Annotated in this window: 19 protein-coding genes; all 19 read right to left on the reverse strand. The window is 37.9% G+C overall.

Annotated features, from left to right (window positions below; all coding sequences use genetic code 11):
* Positions 1-1,519 (reverse strand): NADH-quinone oxidoreductase subunit L (nuoL, locus tag ON09_RS15065; RefSeq protein WP_157258974.1); only part of this gene is annotated, 1,519 nt, incomplete at its 3' end.
* 19 nt (positions 1,520-1,538) lie between these two features.
* Positions 1,539-1,868, reverse strand: coding sequence for an NADH-quinone oxidoreductase subunit NuoK (gene nuoK, locus ON09_RS15070; RefSeq protein WP_010601897.1), 330 nt, complete (start codon positions 1,866-1,868; stop codon positions 1,539-1,541).
* Positions 1,868-2,371 carry an NADH-quinone oxidoreductase subunit J family protein gene (locus ON09_RS15075; protein ID WP_010601898.1) on the reverse strand — a complete coding sequence of 168 codons (504 nt, stop codon included), beginning with the start codon at positions 2,369-2,371 and terminating at the stop codon, positions 1,868-1,870. Before ON09_RS15075 ends, nuoK begins: the two co-directional genes overlap by 1 nt.
* A gap of 112 nt (positions 2,372-2,483) precedes the next feature.
* Complete coding sequence (locus tag ON09_RS15080) at positions 2,484-2,987, reverse strand: NuoI/complex I 23 kDa subunit family protein (protein ID WP_010601899.1); 504 nt, start codon at positions 2,985-2,987, stop codon at positions 2,484-2,486.
* Positions 2,988-2,989: 2 nt separating this feature from the next.
* On the reverse strand, positions 2,990-4,027 hold the full coding sequence (nuoH, locus tag ON09_RS15085) for an NADH-quinone oxidoreductase subunit NuoH (RefSeq protein WP_010601900.1): 1,038 nt from the start codon (positions 4,025-4,027) through the stop codon (positions 2,990-2,992).
* On the reverse strand, positions 4,027-5,037 hold the full coding sequence (locus tag ON09_RS15090; RefSeq protein WP_010601901.1) for a 2Fe-2S iron-sulfur cluster-binding protein: 1,011 nt from the start codon (positions 5,035-5,037) through the stop codon (positions 4,027-4,029). The genes nuoH and ON09_RS15090 overlap by 1 nt, the downstream gene beginning before the upstream one ends.
* A 202-nt stretch (positions 5,038-5,239) precedes the next feature.
* A complete protein-coding gene (gene nuoF / locus ON09_RS15095; RefSeq protein WP_010601902.1) occupies positions 5,240-6,607 on the reverse strand; it encodes an NADH-quinone oxidoreductase subunit NuoF in 1,368 nt (455 codons plus the stop codon).
* 74 nt (positions 6,608-6,681) lie between these two features.
* The gene (locus ON09_RS15100) at positions 6,682-7,194 is read right to left on the reverse strand and encodes an NADH-quinone oxidoreductase subunit NuoE family protein (protein WP_010601903.1); all 513 of its coding nucleotides are present in this window, start codon (positions 7,192-7,194) and stop codon (positions 6,682-6,684) included.
* The gene (locus ON09_RS15105; protein ID WP_010601904.1) at positions 7,187-8,401 is read right to left on the reverse strand and encodes an NADH-quinone oxidoreductase subunit D; all 1,215 of its coding nucleotides are present in this window, start codon (positions 8,399-8,401) and stop codon (positions 7,187-7,189) included. The genes ON09_RS15100 and ON09_RS15105 overlap by 8 nt, the downstream gene beginning before the upstream one ends.
* 5 nt (positions 8,402-8,406) lie before the next feature.
* A complete protein-coding gene (locus ON09_RS15110; protein ID WP_010601905.1) occupies positions 8,407-8,907 on the reverse strand; it encodes an NADH-quinone oxidoreductase subunit C in 501 nt (166 codons plus the stop codon).
* Complete coding sequence (locus ON09_RS15115; protein WP_010601906.1) at positions 8,907-9,449, reverse strand: NADH-quinone oxidoreductase subunit B; 543 nt, start codon at positions 9,447-9,449, stop codon at positions 8,907-8,909. The genes ON09_RS15110 and ON09_RS15115 overlap by 1 nt, the downstream gene beginning before the upstream one ends.
* A 148-nt stretch (positions 9,450-9,597) precedes the next feature.
* On the reverse strand, positions 9,598-9,969 hold the full coding sequence (locus tag ON09_RS15120) for an NADH-quinone oxidoreductase subunit A (RefSeq protein ID WP_010601907.1): 372 nt from the start codon (positions 9,967-9,969) through the stop codon (positions 9,598-9,600).
* A gap of 83 nt (positions 9,970-10,052) precedes the next feature.
* Positions 10,053-11,768, reverse strand: coding sequence for a tetratricopeptide repeat protein (locus ON09_RS15125; protein WP_010601908.1), 1,716 nt, complete (start codon positions 11,766-11,768; stop codon positions 10,053-10,055).
* 78 nt (positions 11,769-11,846) lie between these two features.
* Positions 11,847-12,746 (reverse strand): PstS family phosphate ABC transporter substrate-binding protein, encoded by a 900-nt coding sequence (locus ON09_RS15130; protein ID WP_010601909.1) that lies wholly within the window; start codon positions 12,744-12,746, stop codon positions 11,847-11,849.
* 243 nt (positions 12,747-12,989) lie between these two features.
* Entirely contained in the window at positions 12,990-13,811 is an 822-nt protein-coding gene (locus ON09_RS15140; protein ID WP_010601911.1) for an energy transducer TonB, read from the reverse strand.
* A gap of 18 nt (positions 13,812-13,829) precedes the next feature.
* Positions 13,830-14,336, reverse strand: a complete 507-nt coding sequence (locus ON09_RS15145; protein ID WP_010601912.1) for an ExbD/TolR family protein — start codon at positions 14,334-14,336, stop codon at positions 13,830-13,832.
* A 3-nt stretch (positions 14,337-14,339) separates the two neighbouring features.
* The gene (locus tag ON09_RS15150) at positions 14,340-14,954 is read right to left on the reverse strand and encodes a biopolymer transporter ExbD (protein ID WP_010601913.1); all 615 of its coding nucleotides are present in this window, start codon (positions 14,952-14,954) and stop codon (positions 14,340-14,342) included.
* 74 nt (positions 14,955-15,028) lie between these two features.
* Complete coding sequence (locus ON09_RS15155; protein ID WP_010601914.1) at positions 15,029-15,859, reverse strand: MotA/TolQ/ExbB proton channel family protein; 831 nt, start codon at positions 15,857-15,859, stop codon at positions 15,029-15,031.
* 297 nt (positions 15,860-16,156) lie between these two features.
* Entirely contained in the window at positions 16,157-17,722 is a 1,566-nt protein-coding gene (pckA, locus tag ON09_RS15160; protein WP_238533700.1) for a phosphoenolpyruvate carboxykinase (ATP), read from the reverse strand.
* Positions 17,723-17,751 lie beyond the last annotated feature (29 nt).

Genomic DNA, 17,751 nt, shown 5'->3' on the forward strand with positions numbered 1-17,751 from the left:
ATTCCGTTGAATGACTTAATTCTAATTCATGTTGTGCAACACCTGCACCACTTAACCAGTGAGCCAGCCATTCATTTCCACCGAAAACGTGAGGAATGTTGATGGCCCCACCAATAGCAGCCAAAATTGCCAATATGATTAATGGAATCGTCATCGCTTTTGGCGATTCATGGACATGGCTTTCTTCGTGATGTGTACCTCTGTATTTTCCTGCAAAAGTAAGGAACATCATTCTGAACATATAAAACGAAGTTAAGAATGCCGTTAACACACCTACACCCCAAAGAATTGGACTTGCCTGGTATGCATTTGCTAAAATTTCATCTTTCGAGAAGAAACCTGAAAAAGGCGGTAAACCTGCAATCGCGATGGTTCCAATCATCATGGTTAAGAATGTAACCGGAAGTTTTTTCCTTAATCCACCCATGTGGCGCATATCTTGTTCATGGTGCATCGCATGAATAACCGAACCAGCACCCAAAAATAATAAGGCTTTAAAGAATGCATGCGTTAACACATGGAAGAATGAACCTGTGTAGGCACCAACGCCCAAGCCTAAGAACATATATCCTAGTTGAGATACCGTTGAATAAGCCAATACCTTTTTAATATCAGTTTGCGTTAAAGCGATTATTGCTGCTACTAAAGCGGTAGTAATACCAACAATGGCAATGATATTTTGTGTAAGCGGTGCTAAATCGAACAACACACTTGACCGGGCAATCATATAAATACCTGCAGTTACCATCGTTGCTGCGTGGATTAATGCAGAAACTGGTGTTGGACCAGCCATCGCATCAGGCAACCAGGTAAATAATGGCAACTGAGCTGATTTACCACAAGCACCAATAAACAAGAGCACTGTAATTAAAAACAAGATATTGTTACCAGGCAACATATTCGCCGCCTGAGGGAAAACTTTTGCAAATTCTACACTGCCGAAAGTAGTAAAGATTAGGAACACCCCTAATAAAAAGCCTAAATCTCCAATACGGTTCATTACAAATGCTTTTTTAGCTGCTGAAGCATAAGCACTGTTTGTGTACCAGAAACCGATTAAAAGGTATGAGCATAAACCTACACCCTCCCAACCGATAAACATCACGATATAGTTTGAACCCAATACTAATAATAGCATGAAGAACACAAACAGGTTAAGGTAGGAGAAAAATTTCCCGAAGCCCTCATCATCATGCATGTAGCTGGTAGAATATAAATGGATTAAGAAACCTATTCCAGTTATAATCAAAAGCATGATTGAACTTAATGGGTCAACCAAAAATGAAAGAGGAATATGCAATGTTCCTGCGCTAATCCAATCGAATAAAAATACTTCGTGAGATTTTTGTGTATCGCCTTGTAAACTAAAGAAAATAACTACGCTGATGATGAAAGAAGCTAAGATTACGCCACTTCCAATGATGCCAACAAGTCCTTTAGATAAAGATTTTCTGCCCAGTCCGTTAATTACAAACCCTAAAAAAGGAAGTAAAGGAACTAACCAAATCAATTGTTCTATTGTCATTCTTACTATATATTTACCACTTAAGGCGATTTAAAACATTAATATCTATCGACTTCGTATTTCTGTAAACCATTACGATAATCGCCAAACCAACTGCAACTTCAGCGGCAGCAAGGGCCATAATAAAGAATACGAAAACCTGTCCGGATGGGTCGTTGCTATGTACTGAGAAAGCTGTCAGTAACAAGTTAACTGCATTTAACATCAACTCAACCGACATAAAAATTACGATTGCATTTCTACGGGTTAACACGCCAATTACACCAATTGTGAAAATAATTGCACATAAATAGATGTAGTGATTTAGCGGAACGCCTGCCATTTGTGTAGTTAAATTTTCCATTATGCTTCTACCTCATCTCTTTTAGATAATAAAACGGCTCCAACCATTGCTGCCAATAGTAATAGAGATGATAATTCGAATGGTAATAAGAATGGGCCAAAAAGCTCCTTACCTAAGTTTTCAACTAAACCCAATCCTGGGTTTTTTAAAATCAAAGGACTGTTAATGCTTGCCGCTTTGAAAGAACCTACTAAAGTTACCACTAAACAACATCCGGCAATCACACCAACAATCTTAATTAGGGGTGATTTTACTGGTTCGGTTTCCTTGTTTAAATTGAGGAGCATCAGTACGAATAAGAATAATACCATAATGGCTCCCATGTAAACAATGAAGTTTACAACCGCTAAAAACTGCGCATTCAATAATACGTAATGTACCGTAAATGTGAAAAAGGTAAGGATTAAGTACAAAACGCTGTGGATTGGATTTTTTGCAAAAATCACCATTAGCGAAAAGATGATACTTAATGTGGCTACGAAATAGAATACTTGTGTACTCATTAATTTGTTATTTGTTTATTTGTTTCTTCGTTCAACATTGCGAAGCTCGAAGCAATCTCATTTTTATTGTCATCGCTTAGGTCCCGATTAATCGGGAGGCGGATTGGTTATCTTATTTTTTCATTTCCAATGGAGCCTCAACCAATTTATCTTTTCCGTAAATGAAATCCTTACGTAGATAATCTGCCGGTACAATTGGTCCATCTAAATAAATTGCCTCTTTCGGACAAGCTTCTTCACATAATCCGCAGAAAATGCAACGCAGCATATTAATCTCGTAAGTTGCTGCATATTTTTCTTCACGATATAGATGTTTTTCTTCCGGCTTACGTTCTGCTGCAATCATGGTAATTGCTTCAGCAGGGCAAGATAAAGCACACAAACCGCAAGCTGTACAACGTTCCTTTCCGTTCTCATCACGTTTAAGTGAGTGCATCCCTCTAAAGTTTGCAGAAAATTCACGTTCTACTTCCGGATATCTTACTGTAGCCTCTTTTTTGAATAAGTGGCTGATGGTAATGCCCATACCTTTTGCAATAGCAGGTAGATACATGCGTTCCATAAAGCTCAAAGGCTTTTGTTCCAGTACTTTTTTCTTATTACTTAATGATTCCATAATTAAAACTTCTCAATAATCGCAATCACAATTCCAGTTATTATAATGTTGGCAATAGCCAAAGGTATTAAACCTTTCCAACCCAAATTCATCAATTGGTCGTAACGGAAACGAGGGATTGTCCAACGTACCCACATGAAGAAAAAGATAAAGAAAACGATTTTCACAAAAAATACTCCAACACCAAAAAGAGGCGCCCAGGTCGGGCCAAGCAATGTTGCCATATAATCCATACCCGGGTAATTGTAACCACCAAAATATAATGTTGCCATTACTGCTGATGAAACAAACATATTGATATACTCAGCGAAAAGGTAAAAGCCTAACTTCATTGAAGAATATTCTGTATGGTAACCTCCGATTAACTCGGTTTCACACTCAGGTAAATCGAATGGTGCTCTATTAGTTTCGGCAAAAGAACAAACCATAAAAATTAAAAATCCTAATGGCTGATACAATACGTTCCATCTCCACCCATGTTGCTGGTCTACAATTTCTTTTAAGCTTAAAGTATTGGTCATTAAAAGCAAAGCGATGATAGACAAACCCATTGCAATTTCATAACTGATATTTTGCGAAGCAGCACGGATAGCACTCAATAATGAATATTTATTATTCGATGCCCAGCCACCAATCATTACGCCATAAACACCTAACGAAACTACACCAAAGATGTAGAGTACACCAACGTTGATATCAGCAACCTGAAGCGGAACAATTTTACCGCCAATTTCCATCGGGCTTCCCCAGGGAATAACTGCCGTACCAATACAAGCACAAAGTAAAGCCAAGCCGGGTCCGACAATAAATAACCATTTGTTTGATGTGCTAGGAATAATCTCCTCTTTCATGAACATTTTGACGCCATCGGCAAGTGGTTGTAAAATACCAAAAGGACCAGCTCTATCCGGACCTAAACGGTCTTGAAGATAAGCTGCTACCTTACGCTCAGCATAGGTAGAATACATGGCAATTACCAAACTGATACCGAAAATTACCGCTACCAGAATAAATTTTTCTATGATAAAACCTGTATCCATTAGTATTTAACTGTTTTATGTAACTCAATTTCATTTGCAGCCTGTAAAGCCTGATTAGGCTGAATCACATGCAAAGGTTTTAACGTTTCGTAATGGTTAGACGCGATAACAGATGTATCATCAATGTGGGTTGGCTGTTCGATTACCCAATCTGAAGTCGCTTTTTTATCAAAACGACAAGTGTTACAGATAAATTCTTCTACTTCACCAAACTGGTCTTTACGAGCAGTAACACGTAAAACATCTTCTCCTTTATACCAAAGCGTTACTTTACCATTGCATTTTTCGTGGTCGCAATTGCGATGTGCATCAACTGGCTTGGTAAACCAAACACGATTTTTGAAACGGAAAGTTTTATCCGTTAAAGCACCAACCGGGCAAACATCAATCACATTTCCGGAGAAATCGTTATCGACAGCTTGTTGGATATAGGTAGAAATTTCGGAGTGGTCGCCACGGTTTAAAATACCATGAACACGTTTGTTTGTAATCTGGTCGGCGGTAAAAACACAACGGTAACACAGAATACAACGATTCATGTGCAACTGAATTTTATCACCAATATCTATACGTTCGAAAGTACGGCGCTCAAACTCATAACGAGTTTTTTGCAAACCATGCTCATAACCTAAGTTCTGCAAATCGCATTCACCAGCCTGGTCGCAAACTGGGCAATCCAATGGGTGATTAATTAATAGAATTTCCACTACACCCGCACGTGCTTCCAAAACTTCTGGCGAAGTAATGTTCAACACTTCCATTCCATCCATTACAGTTGTACGGCAAGATGCAACCAATTTTGGCATCGGGCGTGGGTCTTTTTCCGAACCTTTCGTTACTTTAACAATACAGGTACGGCATTTACCACCACTGCCTTCTAACTTAGAATAATAGCACATAGCTGGCGGAACGATGTCACCACCAATTTGCCGTGCAGCATTTAGGATAGTGGTTCCATTATCAACCTCTACTGTTATTCCGTCTATCGTAACCTTAACTTTTTCACTCATGGTTAATGATAATCTTATTTTTTATGCTTTTTGCCGTCATTGCGAGGCACGAAGCAATCTAATTTTCTTAATTCATCTATTGCATTAGGACTGCTTCGTTCCTCACAATGACGTGGTGTTTAAATTCTCACCCTGGTTGGTATGTTCACGAACCAATTTGCATTCCCACGGGATGTGTCCTCACAGACCATGGTTTGTTAAACTATTTTTCCTCCGTTACCGGAGCTTTTTCTATCGGTGTAGCGTAATTTGCTAAACCATAATTTTGTTGTTGACTATTAACTGGCTCTTTAATGTGCCATTCAAATTCATCTCTAAAATGGCGAATTGCACTTGCAACCGGCCATGCTGCAGCATCGCCTAATGGACAAATGGTATTCCCTTCAATTTTACGTTGAATATCCCAAAGCAAATCTACATCATCCATTGAACCATGACCATGCTCAATTTTGTGCAATACTTTTTCCATCCATCCGGTACCTTCACGGCATGGCGAACATTGTCCGCAACTCTCGTGATGATAAAAGCGAGAGAAATTCCAGGTATTACGAACAATACACTGGTCTTCATCAAAAGCAATAAAACCACCAGAGCCCATCATGGTTCCGGTAGCAAAACCACCTTCAGATAATGATTCGTAACTCATTAAGCGAGGTTCGCCATTGGCTAACTTCAAAGTTAAATTAGCGGGCAAAACCGGAACAGATGAACCACCTGCAACCGTTGCTTTCAACTTTTTGCCATTCGCAATACCACCGCAGTATTCATCAGAATAGATAAATTCCTCAACTGGTAAGCCTAACTCAATTTCATAAACACCTGGTTTTACTAAATTACCCGATGCTGATATTAATTTTGTACCTGTACTTCTACCAATACCAATTTTTGCATATTCATCGCCACCATCATTAATAATTGGCACCACTGCAGCAATCGACTCTACGTTATTTACTACCGTTGGGCAACCATATAAACCTGCAATAGCTGGAAATGGTGGTTTAATTCTTGGATTACCTCTTTTACCTTCAAGTGATTCTAACAAAGCGGTTTCTTCACCACAAATATAGGCACCACCGCCCGGCTGAACATATAATTCTAAATCGTAACCTGTTCCTAAAATATTTTTACCTAACCATCCGGCAGCTTTCGCTTCAGCAATTGCTTTTTCCAGAATGCGGATTTGAGGCATCATTTCTCCACGAACGTAGATGTAGGAAACCTTTGCGCCCAAGGCAAAACTTGAAACAATCATTCCCTCAATTAAAGCATGAGGAATGTAGGTCATCAAGTAACGGTCTTTGAAAGTTCCTGGCTCCGACTCATCAGCGTTGCAAACTAAATAGCGTGCAACTCCTTCTGGTTTTGCCAAAAAGCTCCATTTCATCCCGGTAGGGAAACCCGCACCACCACGACCGCGTAAGCCTGATTTCTTAACTTCTTCAACAATCTCTTCAGGTGTTAAAGTTTTAAGGGCTTTTTCCACGGCACGGTACCCACCTTTTTGGCGATAGACCTCAAGTGTATTGATGCCTGGTACGTTTATATGCTCAAGTAATAATTTGCGACTCATTTTTTATACCCCTAAATCCCCTAAAGGGGGTTTTTCCCCTCGTTATCAAACTCCCCCTTCAGGGGGCCGGGGGGTTATTTATTTTTTAAATCTTCAATCAGTTTATCTACACTTTCGGTAGTCAGGTTTTCATAAAAAGTATATTCCGGGCTAATTTGCAACACCGGACCGAAGCCACATGCCGCTAAACATTCAACTCCTCTAAAGCTGAATAAACCATCTGCCGTAACTTCGCCTTCTTTAACACCTAACTTATTCTCCAAGTGGTCTAATATTTTTTCTGCACCTACCAGGCAGCAAGGGCCAGTACGACAAACCTCCAAAGCATATTTACCTTGTGGTTTTAAAAAGTACATGGTATAAAATGTTGCTACTTCGTAAACTTCAATCGGCTGAATGTTTAAATATTCAGCAACCTGATCCATTGCAGATGTAGGCACCCAAAGAAACTCCGCTTGTACCAGATGTAATAATGGTAATAAAGCTGATTTATGTTTCCCTTCAGGATAACGGCTTTTAACTTCATCAAATTTAGCAAGCAATTCTGATGAAAACTGTACAGGTGTTTGTTCTTCTACTTTAAGCATCTAATTCTCCTGCAATAATATTCATACTACTCATGTTGATAATGGCATCAGACAATAACATGCCTTCGCTCATTGGTGCAAACATTTGGTAATTTATAAAACTTGGTCTGCGGAAGTGTAAACGATATGGTGTACGGCCGCCATCATTAATTAAATAGAAACCCAGCTCACCATTTCCACCTTCTACAGCGTGATAAACCTCTGCTTTTGGTGCATCAATCTCACCCATCACAATTTTAAAGTGATAGATTAATGCCTCCATGTTGTTGTAAACCTCTTGTTTCGGAGGAAGATAAAATTCAGGAACATCAGCATGGAAGATACCTTTTTCCTCAGTTTTCAATTTTACAAGCGCTTGCTCGATAATGCGAACACTTTGCCACATTTCTTCATTACGCACTAAATATCTGTCGTAAATATCGCCACTTGTACCAACCGGAACTTCAAAATCGAAATCCTGATAAGAAGAATACGGATCACTCACGCGAACATCATAGTCTACACCTGTAGCACGTAAAAGCGGACCAGTCCAGCTGTATTCCAAAGCAGTTTCCTGAGTAACCTCAGCAACGCCAGCCGTTCTATCAATAAAGATACGGTTACGGGTTAAAAGGTTTTCAAACTCCTTTAATGCAACCGGGAACTCTTTTAAGAATTTATTAATTTTTGCAAATGCGATTTCGTTAAAATCTCTCTCAAACCCACCAATACGGCCAATGTTAGTGGTTAAACGGGCGCCGCAAACTTCTTCAAAAATTTCGTAGATGTGCTCACGAAATTGGAACAGGTAAAGGAAAGTTGTTGTTGCTCCAGTGTCCTGACCAATGATCGTATTACAAATGATATGATCGGCAATACGGGAAAGCTCCATGATGATTACGCGAAGATAATCTACACGTTTTGGCATCTGGATGTTCAATAACTTTTCAACCGTCATGTGCCAGCCCATGTTATTGATTGGCGACGAACAATAATTTAAGCGATCGGTTAAAGGTGTAATTTGATAAAATGGGCGGTGCTCGGCAATCTTTTCGAAAGCACGATGAATATACCCAATTGTAGAAACGCCGCTTACAATACGCTCGCCATCTAATTGCAAAACGTTTTGGAAAACGCCGTGGGTTGCAGGGTGTGTTGGACCTAAGTTTAAGGTTACCAGCTCACTTTGCGGGTCGTTATCTGTAAATACCGGATGGTTATGATTCATATAAATTACCTTCCAAAAAATTCGTCTTTTTTATCTACTCTATTTGGGTCTTCCAATGGATATTGCTTCAACATTGGGTGAACGCCTAAATCATCCATATTTAAGATACGGCGTAAATCAGGGTGACCTTCAAATTTAACCCCAAACAAATCATAGGTTTCACGCTCCATCCAGTTAGCACCTTTCCAAACAGTTGTTGCAGTCGGAATCGTTGGATTTTGCTCTGAAATAAATACTTTAATTCGAACCCTAACCTTTTCTACCATATTATGTAAATGGTAAACCACAGCAATACCATGGTCTTTACCAGGATAATGAACCGCCGTAATATCAGTAAGGAAATTGAATTTTAATTCTTCTTTAAGATGTGAAAGCACATTGATGATAACATCTTTGTAAGTCACAAACGTTAATAAACCATAAGGCTCAGAAACGGCGGTAACTTTTTCGCCAAACTTTTCAGTAAGCTTAACGTGGATGTTGTTATTTAGTGTCGTTTCTTCCATTATTTAATGCCGTATTGACCTAAAAGTTCTTTGTAATAATTAGAGTTTCTTCTTCTGCCAGATTCGTTCTTCACTAAATCCTGAATGCGTTGAAAACCATCTAAAATAGCTTCTGGTCTTGGCGGGCAACCCGGAACATAAACATCAACCGGAATAACTTCATCAATACCTTGTAATACAGAGTAAGTATCGAAAATACCACCACTACTTGCACAAGCTCCAACAGCCATTACCCAACGCGGCTCTGCCATTTGAATATAAACCTGCTTTAAAACAGGAGCCATCTTTTTAGCGATGGTACCCATAACCATTAAAACATCAGCCTGACGCGGAGAAAAACTTAAGCGCTCCGCACCAAATCGACCTAAATCGTAATGAGAACCCATGGTTGCCATAAACTCAATTCCACAACAAGATGTTGCAAATGGTAGCGGCCATAATGAATTTGAACGAGCCAAACCTATCACCTTATCCAACGAAGTGGCAAAGTACCCAGGCCCTTCTGTTCCTGGAGGCGCATCAACTATATTAATTTCACTCATGTTTATAAACAAAAAATGCTCATCCCTTTGCAGAATGAGCAACAAATTTACAATATTTTAAAGGCAATTAAACTAGCTTAACTCGATTTAGAACCTTTCTAAATAAATAAAACAGCTTAACTAAGTGTAAGTGGTACACGCTACGCTTTTAGTTCCAATCTAAAACTTTTTTCTTGATTACATAAATGAAACCTAGCAACAATGTTCCCATAAAAATGAACATTTCAATCATTCCATCCATTTTGAGCGCTCTAAAGTTAACAGCCCATGGATACATGAAGATAACTTCGATATCAAATAGCACAAAAAGAATGGCTACAACGAAATATTTAATTGAAAATGGCTGACGGGCATTACCAACACTTTTAACACCAGCTTCAAAAACCTCAAGCTTATCACTTGTTTTACGTTTTGGTCCTAAAAAGTGTGTTGCAACCAAAGTGGTTACTACAAAACCTAAGGCAACAATTACTTGAAATATTATTGGTAAAAAATCTATTGAGGTACTTTGCGCTTGCATAATTTTAATTTTCTGATGCAAAAGTAAAAGAAAAAGGCAGAGTAACCAAACTCTGCCTTTTCTAAATTATTTAACTGTGATCACTATTTACCTTTTCCTTTTGGAGCTGGCGCTGATAATTCTTTTAATTTAGCTGCAGCGAAAGTTCCGGTTGGATAAACTGCTACACTTTTATCAAAATATTCTTTAGCCTTTGCCTTATCAGTATTGAAATAATATCCACCTAAATTATCATATGCTTCAGATAACTTTTTAGCATTTGGTGTTACCAATTCAGGTTTTGCTGTTACTTTTTCAATAAAAGTTTCGAAGTGAGGAACCATCAAACCCTTTGGTGCTTTCTCATCGTCAAGCAAGCTGTTTACACGAGCTCTGTAAAGATAGGCATCTGTAGTTTCCGGAGCAAGCTGAGCTACCTTTGCGATAGCAGAATCTGCTTTCACCAAAAGATCTTTCGAAGGATTTTTCTTAGCTGAATACTGTGTTGCATAATCAAAGTAATAAGCTAATCCATCATAAAAGTAACTGTATAAAACACCTTTTGCATTTGGATTTGCTGCAATTACTTTATCGTAGATTTTTGCAGACTGAGCATATTTTTTAGCGTCAAAGAAGGTTTTAGCAACCTCTGCTAAAGCATCAGTATTAGTTGAATCTTTTTCTACAGCTTTAGTTATATTGGTTAAAGCTAAACTATCTTGTCCTGATTTTAATTGCGCTTTACCTAAATATAAATAATCTAGTGCAATAATTCTATTTGGATCTTTTTCTTTAGCAAAGAACTCGTTCATGCTTGATAGCGCTACCGGATAATTTTTATTTTCATAAGCAGCCCAGCCTTTCATTCTAGACACTACTGCATTTTTTGGATCATTTGCAGGCGCCTGAATACTTGATGCTACTTGCTCTAAGCTTGGATAATCTTTAGCGTAGAATAAAAATTGAGCGTAGCGTAATTGAGATTCTAATGACTTGTCAGTCAAATCCATATATTTTTTATAGTTCTCAATTGCTTTTTTCGCTTTTGCCTGGTCGGTACCAAAACTACTCCATTGTAAATAAAGCTCGCCTAGCTCACGATAAGCCGGACCGTAGTTTGCATCAGCAGCAATTACGTCTAGCAACTCTTTTTCACCTTCAGCAAAAGCTCTAGATTCTTTGTACATTTTACCAATTTGCGTTTTTGCCCTGCGATTGTTTGGATCAACATCATTTACACGCATATATGGGCCTAATGCTTCAGAATTTTTTTTCTGTAATGCATAAGCATCTCCTAAAGCTAAAAACACTTCTGCGTCTTTATCTTTAGAATCTAACTCATCAGCTTTATTAATATTAGCTAAAGCGTTCGTGAAATCTGGTTTCGAAACATCATCACTTGGTTTATCTTGAGCTAAATATGCCTTACCGATTTCCAGATAAGTTTTGTAATTCTTTTTATCCATCTCGATAGCCTTATCGAAATTAGTTTTTGCTGAAGTTGGATTGTTAGACAACATATCAGCCTCACCTAAACCAATTAAGTTAAGATTATTTTTAGCATCAGCAGCTATACCGCGGGTGAACACAGCACGAGCTGAATCGATATAACCCGTTTTTAAATAAACCAAACCAAGATTATAAAAATTATCGCCATTTGAAGCTTGTGAGCTTACCAATGATTTAAGCATTGATGATGCTTTTTGATACTGTTCAGCGTCAATGGCTTTTTTCGCGTCATTTAAATTTTGAGCAAAAACTGCAGAACCCATCAACACCAAACCTACATTTAAGGTTATTGCTTTCTTTGAAATTTTCATCGGATATTCTGTTTTTTTTTAATTAAAATGAAGTGTCTTTTAGATTACTTCGTGGTTCAATTTATAATTTGTTATTTATTACTCTTTTGTCAGGTTAATTTGCCTTGGCATCAACTTGTGTGGACCTAGTCCAGATTTAAGTACAATCAATTGCCCTCGCTGACTCCTTAACCATGTTGCAAATCCTGTGCCTAAACCGTCTCTACCTTCGCAATCAATAATATTTACGTTTCTTAAGAACGGATAGACTCCATTGATTAAATTATCTTGAGTTGGAAGATAAAATTTATCATCGCCAACTTTACCTTTCAAGTTTTTTACGCCTAGCATTTTAACCTTCGAGAGGTATTCAACTAGTTTTGTATTTCTGTCAGAAACCCAATCTACGCCCAAAATACCAATAAAATTTTTATCTTCTGCTATAAATTTAATAACTTCTGAACTCGAATTTTTAGAATAAACACCTTGAGCTGGGAACTGACTGATATTTGCCAATTGCTTAAGATATTGGAAGGTACTTGAATAAGCGTTATCAAAAACCAATTTCTTTCCTGAGTTTTTCCCTTGTAATATATCGATAACTTCTTTAACGGTAATCGTGCTATCAATATTGTCTTTATTGGTAATTAATGCAATTCCATCAACAGCAAAACGGGTTGAGTTTATTCTGATTCCTCTTTGCGTATAATATTTTTCTTCTGCTTTAGTTAAAAGGCGTGGCATTACAATCACACGAACGCTATCATTTAAAAATGCAGGTGTAATTTTTTCTTCAGGCTTAACTGTAGTTTCAAACTTTGCTTTAGGATAATCCAGACTAAAGATATCTATCTGCTCCTGAACAATGGGGCTTACGCTTTCATCGATCAAAATCTTCAGAGTACCGCTAGTACGTGTTTCTTCTACTTTACCGGATTTCTCTTTTCTTTTGCAAGCAACAAAGGCGATTAGAATGAATATATAAAGAAAGTTTCTCATTATAAGTTTTTAGTCTCGCCTTCCAAGACTGAGTAATCTGATGAAAGCATAAAAAATTAAAAAGATTCCGATTGCAATGCGGCCCCATGCCGGAATGAAATTAAACCTGGAAGCTAATGGTGCCCAGAAGATGAATGCAAGTCCCATTGCCACGTAAAGCACAAACATGACTAGGCCTAAAATGAGCAAAAACCGCTGTTTAGGCGATTTTTGCTTAAAAATATCAAAATTTAACATTTACGATTAGTTCAATGTAAAGTTAACGTTGATGTTATATTTTACCCTTACTGGCTTACCATTTTGGATACCTGGGTTCCAACGTGGACTAGCTTTCAATACACGGATTGCTTCTTCATCAGTTCCGCTACCCAAACCGCGGGTAACCTGGATATCTGTTAATTTACCATCCTTTTCAACAACGAAAGATAAAAATACTTTACCCTGAACGTTATTTTCCTGTGCCATTGGCGGGTATTTAATTGCTCCACCTAGGTACTTGTAGAACTTTGCAATACCACCTGGGTATTCAGGTTGCTTTTCAATACTAACGAAGTCATAAACTTTGTTATCATCTACAGCAACAACTGCTTCTTGCTTAGGCCCTTCACCAACCGGCTCTGCAATTCTGATATCAGCAGTTGGATCACCTTTGATATCACGCTGACCTGGATCAGCTTCTTTCAGCTTTTCAACAGTTGGTGGCTCCTCATCACGTACCTGCTCATCTGGCTTTACGATTGGAGGCGGCATTTTTACCTGATCCACTTTTGGTGGCGGTGGCTCCACTGGTGGTGGAGGTGGTGTTTCTGGATTAACTGGGGGCGGTGGAGCGATCACAACCTCTTTTGCCTTTTCTACTACCTCTTCTGTATCCATTGATCCTTTAATAAGGCCATAGATTTTAGGAGCAAAGAAAAATGCAAGAAAGACGATCGAACCAATAATTAATGCCCGAGAGGTATTGGCCCCGTTGGTTTTACGCAACTGGTAGGCACCGTAGTTTTTGTTTTTACCTTCAAAAACCACTTCAATCCACTGTCTTCTTAATATATCTAACTTTGACATGGTTACTGATTTAACATTTTATAAAATACCTTGTGATTTCATTGATTCCTTTTCGCTATCAAGGATGTTGTCATCATCAATCTGACGAACTTTAACCTTTAATATCTCCAATTCATCCATAATATCAACAAAGTTTTTGAAGTTAGAACCGCTTGTTGGCTTCACCAACACCACGAACTCGCCCTTCACACCAGATGCATCTGCAACTTTTCTATTTTCGATGATCGATTTTTCAACTTGTGATAAATTTTCATAAGTTGGAGCTGTTGCACCAGCTTCTCCCATGTACCATGCTACCTTATCATTTTTACCTAATAAAATAGTCATCGTTTTAGAAGCTTTCAGTTCCAATCTATTGTCTTTATTGTTATCATCTTTATCTGGCTTCACAATATCCATTGCCTGAGGCGTTGAAATTGATGTAGTTAAGATAAAGAATGTTACCAAAAGGAACATTAAATCTACCATCGGCGTCATATCGACTCTTGGCGTGGCTTTCTTCCCGCCTGTGTTTAATTCTGCCATTTCTTATTTTCTTCTAGCTTCTGCATTAGTAACCAATAAAAATTTGTTTACTTTTTGCTTCTGCAATACATCAATAATTTTTTTCACTACCGGATATTCTTCTTTTGAATCTCCTTTAATACTTACACGCATTGGCTGTGAATTAACTTCAGCTGTAGCGGTACGAGCTTGTAAAACCCATGAGTTCAACTGATTGTCAGTAGAATCAGTAGGAATACCAGTTTGAACTCCTGGTTTCATACGCTCACCTCCATCTAATGCTAAGAACGATTTTAAGCCTGAAACAGGAACACCAAACGAAGCCACTAATGAGAATTTTTTAACCTCCTCTGGCGTAAAGCTGATGTTATACTGCTGTCCGATTAACTCTAAGGTTCTAGCCTTTACTTTTTGGCCTGCCACTTCGAAAAAAACTTTACCCTGACCAATGGTTAAAATTGCATTGTTTTCTACCGGCACCTTAAATTCATACGTTGATGAAGGAGTAGATACCGCCAGAGGCTCAGGTTGTTTCGCCGTAGCAGTTAATATGAAGAACGTCAGTAACAGTGCAGCTACGTCGCACATGGCGGTCATATCTGTTACGGTACTGGTTCTTTTAACTTTAATTCTAGGCATAATATTTTAACTTTTTAATAATGATGATCTTTTTTCCGGTTTTCCATAAAGCCGGTAAAAATATTTTCAAAATATTATTTATGCGAACTAGCGTAAGTTTGAACGATGCTGAATCCAGCCTCATCAATTGCGTAAGTTAACTTGTCGATTTTAGAAGTTAACACGTTATACATGATAATTGCTAAAGTAGATACACCGATACCAGTCATCGTGTTGATCAAGGCCTCAGAGATACCTACTGCTAATGCTGATTGATCTGGAGCACCAGAGTTTGCTAAACCGGCGAATGCACGGATCATACCTGTTACTGTACCTAATAAACCGATCAAAGTACCGATTGATACTAATGTTGCAATGATTGTTAAATTTTGCTCTAACATTGGCATTTCTAAAGCAGTAGCTTCTTCAACTTCTTTTTGAATGGCAACGATTGATTGCTCTACGTCTAAGTTAGTATCAGCTTCAACTTCGCTATATTTTTTCAAACCAGATTTGATTACGTTAGCAACAGATCCTTGTTGTTTGTCACACTCCGCTTTAGCAGCTTCGATGTTACCAGCGTTTAATAAACCTTTTACTTTAATGATAAAAGTATCTAAGCTTGATTTACCACTTGCTTTACCAATAACGATTAAACGCTCAATAGAGAATACAATTGTAGTTAATAACAACCCGATCAAAATCGCAACAATTGGACCTCCTTTGTAAGCTGTACCTGGATAGTTGTTTGGTAATGGTAAATTTTCGTTGTTGTTGTCGATAAAGTTTGCTGGATCTCCTAATACAAATCTCCAAATGATAAAGCCGATTACAATACAAATAGGAATTACTAATGTTGCAAAAACATTTGAAGCACTTGAAGAGCTCTCTTTTTTAACAGTTGTTGGTTTTGGTGCGTTTGCCATTTTTTTTAATTTTTAGTTTTAGTTCTTGTTTTTAATTTTTAGCTGTTTTTACTTTTGTACTACACACAACGATTGTTATCTGATTTTGTTGCGAAAAACAAATTTATAAATTGATTTTAAATTACAAATTAATAAATCAATAAACAATCAAATCGTTACTTAAGATTTAGTTTACGGTAACCATAAAGGGTGTATAACAAAAGAATTGCCTCAGCAGGAGGCAATTCTTTCACAATAAAAACTAAAAAAAAATCTAATTGCAAATTTTTTGCTCAAAAAATGCATTTTAAACCCGATTTAACACAATTTTAACTCTTCTTGGTGTATTTTTGACACTTTCGGTTGTTCGAATTGTTTAAAATTTTCGGCAAAGGCATTGGCTAACTCATATGCCTTAATAAAATACTCTTCCTGGTTACTCCATGTTTTTGAAGGGTCTAGAATTTCATCTGGTACGTTAGGGCAATGTAAAGGAATCATTAACTTAAATACATGGTGCATTTTATAGTGATTATGATCTAAATCGCCATTTAAAGCTGCAGTAATCATGGCTCTGGTATAACTCAATTTCATGCGTTTTCCAACACCATAGGGGCCTCCGCTCCAACCGGTATTTACCAACCAAACGTTAACCTGATGCGCTTTCATCTTTTCACCTAATAATTCTGCGTATTTGGAGGGATGCAATGGCAAAAAAGCTTTTCCAAAACAAGCCGAAAAGGTGAGTTGTGGTTCAGTGATGCCCGCCTCGGTACCCGCAACTTTGGCTGTATAGCCACTCATGAAATGAAACATGGCCTGTTCTACATTTAATTTCGAAATTGGAGGAAGTACGCCAAAAGCATCAGCAGTTAAAAAGAAAATATTTTTCGGAACTGAAGCTACAGAAGGTATTATGGCATTATCAATATACTCTAACGGATAAGCAACTCTTGTATTTTCTGTCTTTTGAATATTGGAGTAATCTACATCTTTAGTTCCTTTATGAAAGTTGATATTCTCCAAAAGTGCACCAAATTTAATTGCTTTATGTATTTGTGGTTCTTTTTCTGCCGTTAGATCAACACATTTTGCATAACATCCTCCTTCAAAATTAAAAACTGAATCCTTTCCCCAGCCATGCTCATCATCACCAATTAAACTCCGGTTAGGGTCTGCTGATAATGTTGTTTTGCCCGTTCCTGACAAACCAAAAAATATGGCTGTATCCCCGTCTTTACCAACATTGGCAGCGCAATGCATTGAAACTGTATTTCTGTAAGTAGGTAGAATAAAGTTAAGCACAGAAAAAATTCCTTTCTTAATTTCGCCTGTATAACCTGTTCCGCCAACTAAAATCATTTTTTTTGTGAAATTGAGGATCGAAAAGTTTTCCTGACGGGTACCGTCTATCAAAGGGTCTGCTAAAAAGCCAGGTGCAGCAATAATGGTCCATTCGGGCGTAGCACCCAGGCTATCCGTATCTTTCCGGATAAAAAGGTTATTGGCAAAAAGGTTTTGATAGGCTGTTTCAGTAACTACTCTTATCGAAATGGAATAGTCTGGATCTGCACAGGCAGTGGCATCACGAACATAAATTTTTTTATCCTTAAGATAGTTTGTCATCTTCGTAAATAACTGATCGAAATGGGCAGGACTTATTTTGATGTTCACATCGCCCCACCAAACGGTTCGCTCAGTTACTTCATCGTTAACGATAAATCTGTCTTTTGGAGAACGCCCTGTAAATTTACCAGTATCTACAGCTAAAGCGCCTGAAGATGCCAATGTGCCTTCTTTATTTAATAAGGCTTCATCAATTAACTCCATTGGAGACAATTGGTACATTACGGCATTGTTTTCACCCAGATTCAGATAGCACAAATCTGGTACATGCAGTTTAGTGTGTACGT

The sequence above is a fragment of the Pedobacter agri PB92 genome, assembly GCF_000258495.1.
Taxonomy (GTDB): domain Bacteria; phylum Bacteroidota; class Bacteroidia; order Sphingobacteriales; family Sphingobacteriaceae; genus Pedobacter; species Pedobacter agri.